Raw genomic sequence first — 13,959 nt, 5'->3', positions numbered from 1 at the left:
TATATGTAAAAAATGACTTTGAATTAGGTACATTTTTTCTACAATTTAAGCGCTGTAGAAGGTATATAAATGTTAATAAAGTCGTTTTAGAAAAGATAATTGCGCAAAATTTATTTTTTCTAAGACGATTTGCAAAAATTGCCCGATTTATGTCGGGTATTTCTCAATGAGTAATGATGCCGCTGAGGGCGTTATTGTTCATTAATCACATTGGGTAATCCTAATGTAGTGATAACGCCTCAAGGCTTAAGCCTAATGGGGACTAATGTCATATTACCAATTTGACATTACTAATCATGGGTTCGCTTAAAAAGCATCCTGAAATGTTTTGCAATAGGAAATGGGTCCACAAATGCAAGAAGTTGCTGACGCACTGCGTCTTGACACTGAACTTAGCGCTGACAGTGCAGCGTATATTGAAGAACTTTATGAGCAGTATCTAACGGCTCCAGACTCAGTAGAGGCTGATTGGCGTGAATACTTCGATAAATTCCCGAAAGGTGATCAACCACACAGCAATGTACGTGAGCAATTCCTATTATTAGGCCGTAATTCAAGCCGTGTTCAGCCAGTAGTGCAAAGTGCAGTAAGTTCTGAGCATGAACGCCGTCAAATCGGTGTATTACAGTTGATCGCTGCATACCGTAACCGTGGTCATCAAAACGCAAAATTAGATCCACTTGGTCTTGCAAAACGTGAAATCGTGCCTGATCTAGATCTTGCTGCGCACGGTCTAACTCAGTCTGACTTAGATACTGTATTTAATACAGGTAACCTTGCAATCGGTAAGTCTGAAGCAACACTTGGTGAAATGGTTCAAGCAATGGAAGCAACTTATACTGCTTCGATTGGTGTTGAATACATGCACATTGTTGATACAAAAGAAAAACGTTGGATTCAACAACGCCTTGAAGGTACTCGTGGTCAATTTGGCTACACTGCAGACCAGAAAAAACATATCCTTGAACGTCTAACTGCAGCTGAAGGCCTAGAAAAATACCTTGGTAACAAATTCGTTGGTGCGAAACGTTTCGGTGTTGAAGGTGGTGAATCTTTCATTCCTATGGTGAATGAACTTATTCAACGCGCAGGTTCAGTAGGTTGTAAAGAAGTGGTTATCGGTATGCCTCACCGTGGCCGTTTAAACCTTCTTGTAAACATCATGGGTAAAAACCCAGCTGATCTATTTGGTGAGTTCGAAGGTAAATCACTTCATAAAAAAGGCTCTGGTGACGTTAAATACCACCAAGGTTTCTCTTCAAACGTAATGACTCCGGGTGGCGAAGTTCACTTGGCATTAGCGTTTAACCCATCACACTTAGAAATCGTTGGACCGGTAGTTGAAGGTTCTGTACGCGCACGTCAAGTACGTCGTAAAGATATCGGTGGTGATGATGTATTACCAATCATCGTTCACGGTGATGCTGCATTTGCAGGTCAAGGTGTAAACCAAGAAACTTTCCAAATGTCACAAACTCGCGGTTATACCGTGGGTGGTACAGTTCATATCGTCGTGAACAACCAAGTTGGTTTCACAACGTCTGACCCACGTGATGCGCGTTCTACAGAATACTGTACTGACATCGCGAAAATGATCCAAGCACCGATCTTCCATGTGAACGGTGATGATCCTGAATCTGTATTATTTGTTTCTCAATTGGCACACGATTTCCGTCATACATTCCGTAAAGACGTTGTAATCGATATGTTCTGCTACCGTCGTCGTGGTCATAACGAAGCCGACGAGCCAGCTGCAACTCAGCCAATGATGTATCAAATCATCAATAAAAAAGCGACTACACGTACGCTTTATGCTGACAAGCTTGTACAAGAAGGTGTTATTGATCGCGCTTCTGCTGATGCAATGGTTGAACAGTATCGTTCTGACCTTGAAGCAGGTAAACACGTTGCAAATGCGTTGGTACTTGAGCCAAATACAAAAATGTTTGTGGACTGGAAACCTTACCTAGGCCACGAATACACAGACAAATGGGATACCACTTTCCCAATCGAACGTCTAAAAGAGCTTGGTGCGAAAATGCGCGAGCTTCCAGAAGGCTTCGTGATGCAACGTCAGGTTGCTAAAGTGATTGATGACCGTCTGAAAATGCAGACTGGTGAAATGCCATTGAACTGGGGTGCTGCTGAAACATTAGCTTACGCGTCTCTTCTAGATGAAGGTTTCCTTGTTCGTTTAACAGGTGAAGACGTTGGTCGTGGTACATTCTCACACCGTCATGCAAAACTTCATAACCAAGTAGATGGTTCAACTTACATTCCATTATGTAACTTGAAAGAAAACCAACCACGTACAGCTATTTATGACTCATTATTGTCAGAAATGGCGGTTCTTGCATTCGAATATGGTTATGCAACGACTCTTCCGAAGAGCCTTGTCATTTGGGAAGCGCAATTTGGTGACTTCGCAAACTGTGCACAGGTTGTAATCGATCAGTTCATCGCGTCTGGCGAAACTAAGTGGGAACGTGTATGCGGTCTGACTATGCTTCTTCCACACGGCTTTGAAGGTCAAGGTCCTGAGCATTCATCAGCTCGTTTAGAGCGTTTCTTACAGCTATGTGCTGAAGAAAACATGCAAGTGATCACACCGACTACACCAGCGCAGATTTACCATGCGATGCGTCGTCAAGCACTTCGTCCAATCCGTAAACCAATGATCGTGACTTCACCGAAGTCTCTTCTTCGTCACAAACTTGCAACGTCTACTTTAGAAGAACTTGCAAATGGTTCATTCCAAACTGTGATCGATGAAATTGACAATATCAACAAGTCAGACGTAACTCGTCTAGTGCTTTGTGGTGGTAAGGTTTACTACGACTTACTTGAAAAACGTCGTGAAAAAGAATTGAACAACACAGCAATCGTTCGTATTGAACAATTGTATCCGTATCCAGAAGCACGTCTTGCTGAAGTTCTGGCACAATATCCAAACATTAAAGAATTGGTTTGGGCTCAAGAAGAACCGAAGAACCAAGGTGCATGGTTATTCATCGCTCCGCGTCTTTATGACGACGTGATGAAAGCGGGCAAACAAGTTCGTATTAGTTATGCAGGTCGTGAAGCTTCTGCTGCACCGGCTTGTGGTTCACCATATTTGCACGCAAAACAACAAGCTCAGCTCGTAAATGATGCTTTAGCTATCGTAGCTGAATAACAGGAGATTCTTAATAATGGCAACCGAAATTAAAGCACCGGTATTCCCAGAGTCAGTTGCTGACGGTACAGTTGCAACTTGGCACAAACAACCAGGTGAAGCAGTATCACGTGACGAAGTGATTTGTGATATTGAAACAGATAAAGTTGTTTTAGAAGTTGTAGCTCCTGCTGACGGTACGATTTCTGCAATCGTTAAAAACGAAGGCGATACAGTTCTTTCTGCTGAGGTGATTGCGACTTTTGAAGAAGGTGCTGCTTCTGGCGCTGCTCAAACTCAAGCTGTTCAATCAGAAGAGAAAGTAGAACAAGCTGCTGCGCAAACTCAAGCGGGCGCTGCTCCTGTTGTTGAACGTGCTCAACCTGTTGCTGATCAAGCTCCTGCAGTGCGTAAAGCATTGACTGAGTCTGGCATTGCTGCTGCTGACGTTGCTGGCACTGGCCGTGGCGGTCGCATCACTAAAGAAGATGTTGCAAACCATCAAGCTAAACCAGCTGCTCCTGCTGCTGCGCCATTAAGCGTTGCTGTTGGTGAACGTATCGAAAAACGTGTTCCTATGACTCGTCTTCGTAAGCGTGTTGCTGAACGTTTACTTGCTGCAACTCAAGAAACTGCAATGTTGACTACGTTCAACGAAGTAAACATGAAGCCAATCATGGAAATGCGTGCGCAATACAAAGATGCTTTTGAAAAGCGTCATGGTGCACGTCTTGGCTTCATGTCATTCTTCGTTAAAGCGGCAACTGAAGCACTTAAACGCTACCCAGCTGTAAACGCTTCAATTGATGGCAATGACATCGTTTACCACGGTTTCTACGACATCGGTGTTGCTGTATCAAGCGACCGTGGTCTAGTAGTTCCAGTTCTTCGTGATACTGACCGCATGAACTATGCTGAAGTTGAAAATGGTATCCGTGCATACGCTGGTAAAGCGCGTGATGGTAAATTGGGTATCGAAGATATGACTGGCGGTACATTCACTATTACTAATGGTGGTACTTTCGGTTCTTTGCTTTCTACACCTATCTTAAATACGCCACAAACTGCGATTTTGGGTATGCATAAAATCCAAGAACGTCCTATGGCTGTAAATGGTCAAGTTGAAATCTTGCCAATGATGTACTTAGCGCTTTCTTATGACCACCGTCTAATCGATGGTAAAGAAGCAGTAGGCTTCCTTGTAACAATCAAAGAATTGTTAGAAGAACCAGCTAAGCTAATCCTTGATCTTTAATACTTCAGAATAATGCAATGGGCTTAGAGCGATCCTCTAAGCCCATTTTGGGAGATACACATGTCTCAATTTGATTTAGTTGTTATTGGTGGCGGTCCTGGTGGTTATGAAGCTGCTATCCGCGCTGCTCAATTAGGCTTTAAAGTAGCTTGTATTGAAAAACGTATTCATAAAGGTAAACCATCTTTAGGTGGTACTTGCTTAAACGTGGGTTGTATCCCATCTAAAGCATTACTTGATTCATCTCACCGCTATGAAGATACTGTTCATCACTTAGATGACCACGGTATTACGACTGGTGAAGTGAAATTTGATCTTGCAAAACTGCTTGATCGTAAAGACAAAATTGTTAACCAATTGACGATGGGTATTGATGGCCTACTTAAAGGCAATGGTATCGAATGGTTAAAAGGTACAGGTAAATTACTTGCAGGTAAGAAAGTTGAGTTTGTATCTCACGAAGGTGAAACTCAAATTTTAGAACCTAAATATGTAATCCTTGCATCGGGTTCTGTGCCGGTAAATATTCCTGTTGCTCCTGTAGACCAAGACATTATTGTTGACTCTACTGGTGCGCTTGAGTTCCCAGAAGTGCCTAAACGTCTTGGCGTAATCGGCGCGGGTGTCATTGGTTTAGAGCTTGGTTCTGTTTGGCGTCGTCTAGGTGCTGAAGTTGTTGTATTTGAAGCAATGGACGCATTCTTACCAATGGCTGATAAAGCTTTGGCGAAAGACTACCAAAAAGTATTGACTAAACAAGGTCTTGATATCCGTGTTGGCGCTAAAGTTGCTGGTACAGAAGTGAATGGCCGTGAAGTTACTGTTAAGTACACACAAGGCGGCGAAGACAAAACTCAAACTTTCGATAAATTGATCGTTTGTGTGGGCCGTAAAGCATATGCAGAAGGTTTATTGGCTGAAGATTCAGGCATTAAACTCACTGAACGCGGTTTAGTTGAAGTAAACGATTGGTGTGCAACTTCGGTTGAAGGTGTATACGCAATTGGTGACTTGGTACGTGGTCCAATGCTTGCACATAAAGCAATGGAAGAAGGCGTAATGGCTGTTGAGCGTATCCACGGTCATGCAGCTCAAGTGAACTATGACACTATCATCTCTGTAATTTACACACACCCAGAAGCGGCGTGGGTTGGTTTAACAGAAGAGCAAGCGAAAGAAAAAGGCCACGAAGTTAAAACAGGTCAATTTGGTTTCGCTGCAAATGGTCGTGCAATGGCTGCTGGTGAAAACGCAGGCTTTGTTAAGTTTGTTGCTGATGCGAAGACAGATCGTCTACTCGGTATGCACGTGATTGGACCTGCAGCGTCTGATATCGTACACCAAGGTATGATCGCACTTGAGTTCGTATCAAGTGTTGAAGACCTACAGTTAATGACTTTCGGTCACCCGACATTCTCTGAAGTCGTTCACGAAGCTGCACTTGCAGTCGATGGACGTGCAATTCACGCGATTCAGCGTAAACGTAAATAAGATGTAAAAAGAGCGGCTTAGGCCGCTCTTTTTTGTTTCAGATGGTTGTTTTAATTTGAATAATCATCTAAAAATAAAGATAAGAAATATTTTAAGATTTAAAAAGGTTAAAGCTGCTTTGACGGATGTCTGGGCTTTAATGGGTCATAACAAAGCGAAGAAAGAGTAAAAGGTTGTTCAATGAATCTACACGAATATCAAGCTAAAGCGTTATTAAAAAAATATGGTATGCCAGTCCAAGAAGGCGTATTTGTAACTACCGCAGAAGAAGCAGTCAAAGCTTTTGAGCAACTGGGTGGTAAGTTTGCGGTACTCAAAGCCCAAGTGCATGCAGGTGGTCGTGGTAAAGCAGGCGGCGTTAAAGTCGTAAAATCTGCACAAGAAGCCACTGATTATGTGAACCAAATGGTCGGCTCACGCTTAGTCACTTATCAAACAGATGCATTAGGTCAACCCGTCAGCGGTATTTTGGTATCCGAAGATGTTTATCCTGTAGAGCGTGAATTGTACCTAGGTGCTGTAGTTGACCGTTCTAGCCGTCGTGTGACCTTTATGGCATCGACTGAAGGCGGTGTTGAAATTGAGAAAGTTGCAGAAGAAACGCCTGAAAAAATTATTAAAGTTGAAGTTGATCCTCTAGTTGGATTGTTACCATTCCAAGCACGTGAAGTGGCGTTTGCTTTAAACCTAAAAGATGGTCAAGTGAATCAATTTGTCAAAATCATGTCTGCGGCTTATCAAGCATTTATTGAAAATGATTTTGCTTTATTTGAAATTAACCCGTTATCCGTACGTGAAAATGGCGAGATTTTATGTGTGGATGCAAAAATTGGTATCGACTCAAATGCTTTATATCGCTTACCAGAAATCGCAGCACTACGCGATAAAACGCAAGAAAATGAGCGTGAGCTGAAAGCATCAGAATTTGATCTGAACTATGTTGCCTTAGAAGGCAATATTGGCTGTATGGTCAATGGTGCTGGCCTAGCGATGGCAACCATGGACATTATTAAACTCTATGGTGGTCAACCTGCAAACTTCCTAGATGTAGGCGGTGGCGCGACCAAAGAACGCGTAATTGAAGCCTTTAAAATCATTTTGGCCGATAGTTCTGTACAAGGTGTATTAATCAACATTTTTGGCGGAATTGTACGTTGTGACATGATTGCTGAAGCAATTATTGCAGCGGTTCAAGAAGTAAATGTGACTGTACCTGTGGTTGTTCGTTTAGAAGGGAACAATGCAGAGTTGGGTGCAAAATTACTTGATGAATCAGGTTTGAAATTGATTTCTGCAAATGGCTTGGCCGATGCTGCAGAAAAAATCGTTGCTGCGGTAAAAGGCTAAGGGAGTAGAGATCATGAGCGTATTAGTAAATAAAGACACAAAAGTTTTAGTTCAAGGTTTTACCGGTAAAAACGGCACATTCCATTCAGAACAATCGATTGCTTATGGCACTAAAGTTGTTGGCGGTGTAACACCGGGCAAGGGCGGCACACAACATTTGAATCTACCCGTATTCAATACCATGAAAGAAGCGGTACGTGAAACGGGTGCAACGGCAACTTCGATTTATGTACCGGCACCATTTGTCCTAGATTCAATTATTGAATCTATTGATTCAGGTGTTGAGCTGATCGTCGTGATTACGGAAGGTGTGCCGACACTTGATATGCTAAAAGCCAAACGTTACCTAGAAACCTATGGTAATAATGCACGTCTAATTGGTCCGAACTGTCCAGGAATTATTACTCCGGGTGAATGTAAGATCGGTATTATGCCAGGTCATATTCATCAACCGGGTAAAATCGGCATTATCTCGCGTTCAGGGACTTTGACCTATGAAGCTGTAGCGCAAACCACGAAGCTGGGTCTAGGTCAGTCGACGTGTATCGGTATTGGGGGAGATCCAATTCCGGGCATGAACCAAATTGATTGCTTAAAGCTGTTCCAAGACGACCCGCAAACTGAAGCGATCATCATGATTGGTGAGATTGGTGGTACAGCAGAAGAAGAAGCGGCTGAATATATCCAGTCGAATGTAACTAAGCCTGTTGTCGGTTATATCGCGGGTGTGACTGCACCAAAAGGTAAACGTATGGGACATGCAGGCGCAATCATTTCGGGTGGTAAAGGCACAGCAGAAGAGAAATTCGCTGCCTTTGAAAAAGCCGGTATGGCCTATACCCGTAGTCCTGCTGAATTAGGCTCAGCTATGTTTGAAGTCTTAAAGTCAAAAGGTCTTGCTTAAGTACGGTAAGTTTCTGTTAATAAAAACCCCTCAAATAAGGGGTTTTTTTATTTTTATTTAATAATAGTGGGTGAATAGTAAAGAAAATTTATAAATTCAGCATATTCTCATTCATTATTAACACTTTAGTATGAATAATTAACCAAATTTAATCGGTCAAAATATGATATAATGTGAAGCACGTCACATTAATTTAATTTGATGAATAATTACTCTTCTAACGTGAATAATCATGATTTATAAATCTTATTTATCTCGTCTATGTTTCTTGTCGATTTTTTCGAGCCTTCCTACGGTTGTATTTGCAGTTGATAATATCGATCAGCAAAGAGAACAAAGTGTTGCAGATATCCGTGTCGGTAAATTGGATCAGGGATTTAACCAATTACAAGTTTTATTAGCGCAACATCCTGAAAATCAGAAGCTCATTGCAGATTACACGCTCCTGCGTTATGCAAATGCAACCTTTAGCTCTACAGATGTGGCCTACTTGGCGAAGATTAGTCCAACGACGTTTCCAGATTATGGCAAAGTCAGTGTCATCAAAGCTTTACGCGATCTTAAACAATATGATCAAGCCTTACAGTGGGCACAAAAATTTTATCAGCAGGATCAATCGGAACAGTGGTTGATTTGGCAGGGTGTGTTGCTTGCAGAATCAGGTCAAAAAGATCAAGCAAAACAAAAACTGGCAAATCTCAACTTACAGTCGCTTGGTGCAGATTATCTTTCGCAATTGGCCTATGCCTATCGATTATTGGATATGCCTGCTGAATCCCTCAATGCAGCGAAATATGCGTTAGAAAAACAGCCCAATGCAGATACCCAAGAACAGTTCGTATTGGCTCTATTGCAAAATAGCGATTTTGCCACTGCGCAAAGCTACATTCAGGCCAATGGACTCAATAGTTCTAAGCCAGTGTTGCAATATTTGCTCAAGATGAATGAGTTCTCACAGCGTATCCAACAAGGCATTCAAGCTTCAAAAAATGCGTTTGATATGAAGCGTGGAGCAACGGCATTTGAACCACTAGATCGTGTTCTGGCTGAAATGAGAGCTTATGAAGACTCACTTCCTGCAGATGAAGCCAGTAAACGTAAATTTTACTATGAATATATCTATGCCTTAAATGCACGTAATGCTTCGAAGCAGGCACTGGCACAAGTAGATAAAACAGGTCAAACAGCTAAAGAAATGCCTGCTTATGTACGACATGCTTTGGCAGACAGTTATTTAAAATTACGTCAACCTGAAAAAGCTGAGCCTTTATATCAGAGTTTATTTGTTGAAAAAAATTATGCGGACTATAACGTCTATGCTGGTTTGTATTATAGCTTGATCGAACAAGAAAAATTTAAACAAGCCAATCAGTTAATCGACACTATGGACATACAATTGCCGACCTTTGTTTATAGTAATGCGAAAGGGGTGGATAAGGCGCCACACGATGATCGTACTGAATTTATTGCCTTGAAGGGATTGAACTATGCTTATCGCAACGAGCATGAAAAAGCGGAACGTTATTTCAATGACTTAACCGCAAAGGCTCCCGGCAATATCGGTTATCAAAATAATTTGGCATTAATTCAACGTTGGCGTGAAAAACCAGAGCAATCCCAGCACACTTTGGCGCAGCAGAATAGCTTGGAGCCCATTTCACAGGGAACGCAAATTAACCGCATGCAGAATTTCCAAGCCTTGAGTCAAATTCAAGCTTGGCGTGAACTCAATCAATATATGGTCAGCCATATCGGTGATGATACGGGCGTAAAACAAAGTAAAAAAGAATTGGATGATCGGAATCGTGCGTCAATTCAACATCAAAGTACCTTTGCAAAAAGTGAGTCTGATGATCCTCGTGTACAAAATCGCCTGAAAGGTTCACGTGAACAGGAAAACTGGACGCGTATCAATAGCCCATGGTTTTACGATAATTATCGACTCTTTGCAGACCATAGCAATCGTTGGTCGAAGTATGAGTCTGGCAAATTAAAAGACCAGCGGATTGGCATGGGTTTAGAGTGGGCTTCGGATCGTAAAGCTGCATCTGCATTATTCTCTCAAAGCACCGATGGCGACCGTTTTGGTGTGCAATTAGATTGGTCACATTGGCTGAATGATCATTGGAACTATGCACTGGGTTACGATAGCCAAGCGGATATTCCATTGCAATCTTTGGCACAGGACCACGAAGGGCAGGCTTATCGTTTTGCATTGAACTGGCAACAAAATGAATCACGCAAAGCAGGTGCAAGTTATCAATTGACCGATATTGATGATGGCAATCTACGCCAAGAACTATCGGGATATTTTAAACAACAATTCCAGCAATCTCCGCATCATATTTCTGCGGCAACACTGCGTGGTTATTACGGAAAAAATGATCCGGTTGATGTGCCTTATTTTAACCCTGAACATAGCTATAGCGCTGAAGTGACATTGGAACATGATTGGATGACATGGCGTGACTATGAACGTCATTTTAACCAGCACTTTGCAGCAACTATCGGTACATTCGGACAAAAAGGCTACTCAAGTCGTCCGATTTATAATTTGTATTATCAACATGATTGGCAGCTCTCACGCACGTGGAAATTGAACTACGGCATAGGTTGGGGTTCACATCCGTATGACGGAAAAGATGAAGATCGTAGCTATGCAGTTGTTGGATTTGAGGGGCGCTTCTAATGAAAAATACATTAATACACCGCATGTTGAAGCAAAGCTTAGTTCTAGCTGTGACTTTGCCCATCAGTACGACATATCTTTTTGCTGACAATAATGTGCCAAAAACTGCAAATTTGGCGATGCCTGAACTTGATGAAAGTACCGCACATAACCAATTTGTAACGCTGACCTTTCATGATGTTCGAGATGATGTTGCCAAACGTGGTGACCGAGATGTCTATGCGATTAGTACGCAAAATCTTGGGCAATATTTTGCGTGGATTCAACGAGAAGGTTGGCAACCCATTCGTTTAGAAGATGTCATGCAGGCTCGCTTACAAAAGAAAAAGTTACCTGAAAAGGCACTGTTATTAACCTTTGATGATGGTGCGCTAAGTAGTTATAGCAAAGTTTTTCCATTGTTAAAGCAATATCAATTTCCTGCAGTTTTTGCTATTCCAACCAGTTGGATTAATGGTAATACCAAAGATGCTTATGAAGCTTATGGTGTGGGTAATTTGATGAATTGGGATCAAATGCGGGAAATGCAAAAGTCGGGATATGCCGAATTTGTGTCGCATTCGGATGATCTGCATCATGGTATTTTGGCAAACCCACAAAAAAATATGGAACCTGCTGCGATTACACGTCAGTATTTTCCAGCTCAAAATCGTTATGAAACCGATGCTGAGTTTGAGCAGCGTATTGTGCAAGATTTGAAGAAATCTAAACAAGAACTCGATCGTCAACTGGGTATTCATAGTATGGCAATCTTCTGGCCATACGGTGCAGTTACACCGGAAATTGAGGGATATGCACGTAAAGCAGGACTGCCCATGTCCTTTAGCTTAGGTAATTTGGTCAGTCAGGCAGATTCAGTGCATACCTATCAGCGTGCCTTGATTATGGATAACCCAACACCAGAGTTTATCCACCAAAATATGGAAGACTTTATTGTTGAGGCTCGTGCGCCCTATAAACAGCGTAAAACATTCCTGAATTTTAATTTGGCTGAATTACAAGCGCCAACGTCTGAGCAATCAGATCAGAAGTTGGGGACATTATTAGACCAGGTCAATGCGTTAAAAACCAATACATTGCTTTTAAATGCTGCGGTTGATCATGATGGTGACGGCAAAATTGATGCCTTATTTTTCCCAAATTCAAAACTACCGATGCAACAAGATTTACTGAATCGCACTGTATGGCAGGCCCGTACACGAATTGGTAATCGAGTGTATGCACAGCTTCCAATCAGTTTGGAGTTAAAGCAGGGGATTAATTTGACAGACCTAACGGCAGATCTATTGAAAAACAATAGTTCGCTTGAAGGTTTAATTATTAACACCGGTAACAGCTTGGACTGCGCTATTCATTCAGCACAGTGGTCAATCGCATGTACTGAGCAAGTGCAAAAAATTATTGCGATTAAAGAGCGTAGTAAGGCGCAAGCGCATTTTTATTCCAATATTAGTAATGACAACCAAACCGCGCTCAAAGTGAATTTAACTGGACATCAATTTTCTGGATTAAAACCTTTAGTGACTCGTGCCTTAACAGCATCGGACTTTCTGTATTTAAGTATTAATCCAGGTCAGCATCCGCAAAGTTTTAAAGCTTTTATGTCCGCATTGAAGACTTTGAATACAGAGCAAAAGCAACGTTTGATTGTCAGTTTAGATATCAATCCAAATATGAGCGAGAAAGATTGGACACAGTATCAGCAAAACTATCAGGCTTTACGGGCAGCGTCGGTTCAAAAAATCGGACTGAATAATTATCAGCTTCAGGATGGCGAACGCGTTCAACATCACCTATATCAAAGCATCAGCTTGAATGGCAGTCCACTGACTTATCGTGATCCGTATATACGAGGAGGTCAGTAATGCAAGAATGGGAACTGAGTTTTAACGATCTGTTTTTTGCCTTTGCTTTCCTATACCCCTTGTTTATGGCGTGGATTTGGATTGCTGGAGGCGTGTGGTTCTACTTAAAGCGAGAATGGAAACAACCTGAACTTCCCGTGCCAACCGTACACGGTTGTAGCATTATTGTTCCTTGCTTTAATGAAGAAGCACAGGTACGTGACACGATTCGATATGCGATGCAGAGCCAATATCCAAATTTTGAAGTGATTGCGGTGAATGATGGCAGCAAAGATCGAACCGCTGAAATTTTAGACCAATTGGCACTCGAATATCCGAGATTGCGTGTGGTGCATTTGGCTGAGAATCAGGGTAAAGCGTATGCATTACGTGCAGGCGCGATGGTCAGCCAATTTGAATACTTGATCTGTATAGATGGTGACGCATTGCTGCATCCGCATTCGGCACTTTGGATGATGCATCATCTGACCAGTTTTCCACGCGTGGGCGCTGTAACCGGTAATCCACGTATTGTGAACCGTTCAAGCATCTTGGGTAAAATTCAGGTTGGAGAGTTTTCTTCGATTATTGGCTTAATCAAGCGATCTCAAAGAACCTATGGTCGTATTTTTACAGTATCAGGTGCAATTGCAGGTTTCAGAAAAACGGCACTAGACCGCATCGGTTATTGGCGTGATGACATGATCACAGAAGATATTGACGTGTCATGGCGTTTGCAGTTTGATCATTGGGATTTGCACTATGTACCGCAAGCCCTTTGCTATATCTATATGCCAGAAACATTTAATGGACTTTGGAAACAACGTTTACGTTGGGCTCAAGGCGGCATCGAAGTACTATTTGCCTATTTACCTAAAATATTTAAATGGCGTTTACGTCGGATGTGGCCGATTGCATTCGAATCTATCATTAGCGTGATCTGGGCATATGTCATGTTCAGTATTTTTGTCTTGTATTTTTATGGTCTATTTTTCTCATTACCGGGTGAGTGGGCGATTCAATCACTTTTACCTCAATGGTATGGAGTGATTTTAGGCGTGACCTGTTTATTCCAGTTCCTCGTGAGTTTATGGATCGATCGCGCTTACGACAAAAAACGCTTACTGCGAAATTATTTTTGGGTGATTTGGTATCCCTTATTTTTCTGGATCTTAGCCATGCTGACAACGGTCGTTGCTTTGCCAAAGACTATTTTTAAAACCCAAAAGCGTGCGCGTTGGGTCAGTCCAGACCGTGGATTTAGAGGGGAGTAAA

The 13,959-nt window shown here is 42.0% G+C and carries 8 protein-coding genes; all 8 read left to right on the top strand.

From position 1 onward, the window contains the following. The first annotated feature begins 352 nt into the window (after nt 1-352). Complete coding sequence (locus FTU75_RS06070) at nt 353-3,175, top strand: 2-oxoglutarate dehydrogenase E1 component (RefSeq protein WP_180092566.1); 2,823 nt, start codon at nt 353-355, stop codon at nt 3,173-3,175. A gap of 16 nt (nt 3,176-3,191) precedes the next feature. Then, nucleotides 3,192-4,409: a 2-oxoglutarate dehydrogenase complex dihydrolipoyllysine-residue succinyltransferase gene (gene odhB / locus FTU75_RS06065; RefSeq protein WP_111884404.1), complete on the top strand. Its 1,218-nt coding sequence runs from the start codon at nt 3,192-3,194 to the stop codon at nt 4,407-4,409. Nucleotides 4,410-4,469: 60 nt separating this feature from the next. Then, nucleotides 4,470-5,900, top strand: coding sequence for a dihydrolipoyl dehydrogenase (gene lpdA / locus FTU75_RS06060; RefSeq protein WP_078192989.1), 1,431 nt, complete (start codon nt 4,470-4,472; stop codon nt 5,898-5,900). Between the two features lie 180 nt (nt 5,901-6,080). Next, complete coding sequence (gene sucC / locus FTU75_RS06055; protein ID WP_078192988.1) at nt 6,081-7,247, top strand: ADP-forming succinate--CoA ligase subunit beta; 1,167 nt, start codon at nt 6,081-6,083, stop codon at nt 7,245-7,247. Between the two features lie 13 nt (nt 7,248-7,260). Further along, nucleotides 7,261-8,151, top strand: a complete 891-nt coding sequence (sucD, locus tag FTU75_RS06050; RefSeq protein WP_180115392.1) for a succinate--CoA ligase subunit alpha — start codon at nt 7,261-7,263, stop codon at nt 8,149-8,151. Between the two features lie 232 nt (nt 8,152-8,383). Continuing rightward, nucleotides 8,384-10,840 (top strand): poly-beta-1,6 N-acetyl-D-glucosamine export porin PgaA, encoded by a 2,457-nt coding sequence (pgaA, locus tag FTU75_RS06045; RefSeq protein WP_180115391.1) that lies wholly within the window; start codon nt 8,384-8,386, stop codon nt 10,838-10,840. Next, complete coding sequence (pgaB, locus tag FTU75_RS06040) at nt 10,840-12,705, top strand: poly-beta-1,6-N-acetyl-D-glucosamine N-deacetylase PgaB (protein WP_257223719.1); 1,866 nt, start codon at nt 10,840-10,842, stop codon at nt 12,703-12,705. The genes pgaA and pgaB overlap by 1 nt, the downstream gene beginning before the upstream one ends. Further along, nucleotides 12,705-13,958, top strand: a complete 1,254-nt coding sequence (gene pgaC / locus FTU75_RS06035) for a poly-beta-1,6-N-acetyl-D-glucosamine synthase (RefSeq protein WP_180115390.1) — start codon at nt 12,705-12,707, stop codon at nt 13,956-13,958. The genes pgaB and pgaC overlap by 1 nt, the downstream gene beginning before the upstream one ends. Nucleotide 13,959: the final 1 nt, after the last annotated feature.

Source organism: Acinetobacter sp. YH12140 (assembly GCF_013418475.1).
GTDB lineage: Bacteria > Pseudomonadota > Gammaproteobacteria > Pseudomonadales > Moraxellaceae > Acinetobacter > Acinetobacter amyesii.
Note: the sequence above shows the minus strand (reverse complement) of the source record. Positions and strands in the feature narration are given on the sequence as shown.

Excerpts from the sequence above, each read along its gene's own strand:
- FTU75_RS06070 (WP_180092566.1), top strand. The coding sequence starts at position 353 with ATGCAAGAAGTTGCTGACGCACTGCGTCTTGACACTGAACTTAGCGCT.
- odhB (WP_111884404.1), top strand. The coding sequence starts at position 3,192 with ATGGCAACCGAAATTAAAGCACCGGTATTCCCAGAGTCAGTTGCTGAC.
- lpdA (WP_078192989.1), top strand. The coding sequence starts at position 4,470 with ATGTCTCAATTTGATTTAGTTGTTATTGGTGGCGGTCCTGGTGGTTAT.
- sucC (WP_078192988.1), top strand. The coding sequence starts at position 6,081 with ATGAATCTACACGAATATCAAGCTAAAGCGTTATTAAAAAAATATGGT.
- sucD (WP_180115392.1), top strand. The coding sequence starts at position 7,261 with ATGAGCGTATTAGTAAATAAAGACACAAAAGTTTTAGTTCAAGGTTTT.
- pgaA (WP_180115391.1), top strand. The coding sequence starts at position 8,384 with ATGATTTATAAATCTTATTTATCTCGTCTATGTTTCTTGTCGATTTTT.
- pgaB (WP_257223719.1), top strand. The coding sequence starts at position 10,840 with ATGAAAAATACATTAATACACCGCATGTTGAAGCAAAGCTTAGTTCTA.
- pgaC (WP_180115390.1), top strand. The coding sequence starts at position 12,705 with ATGCAAGAATGGGAACTGAGTTTTAACGATCTGTTTTTTGCCTTTGCT.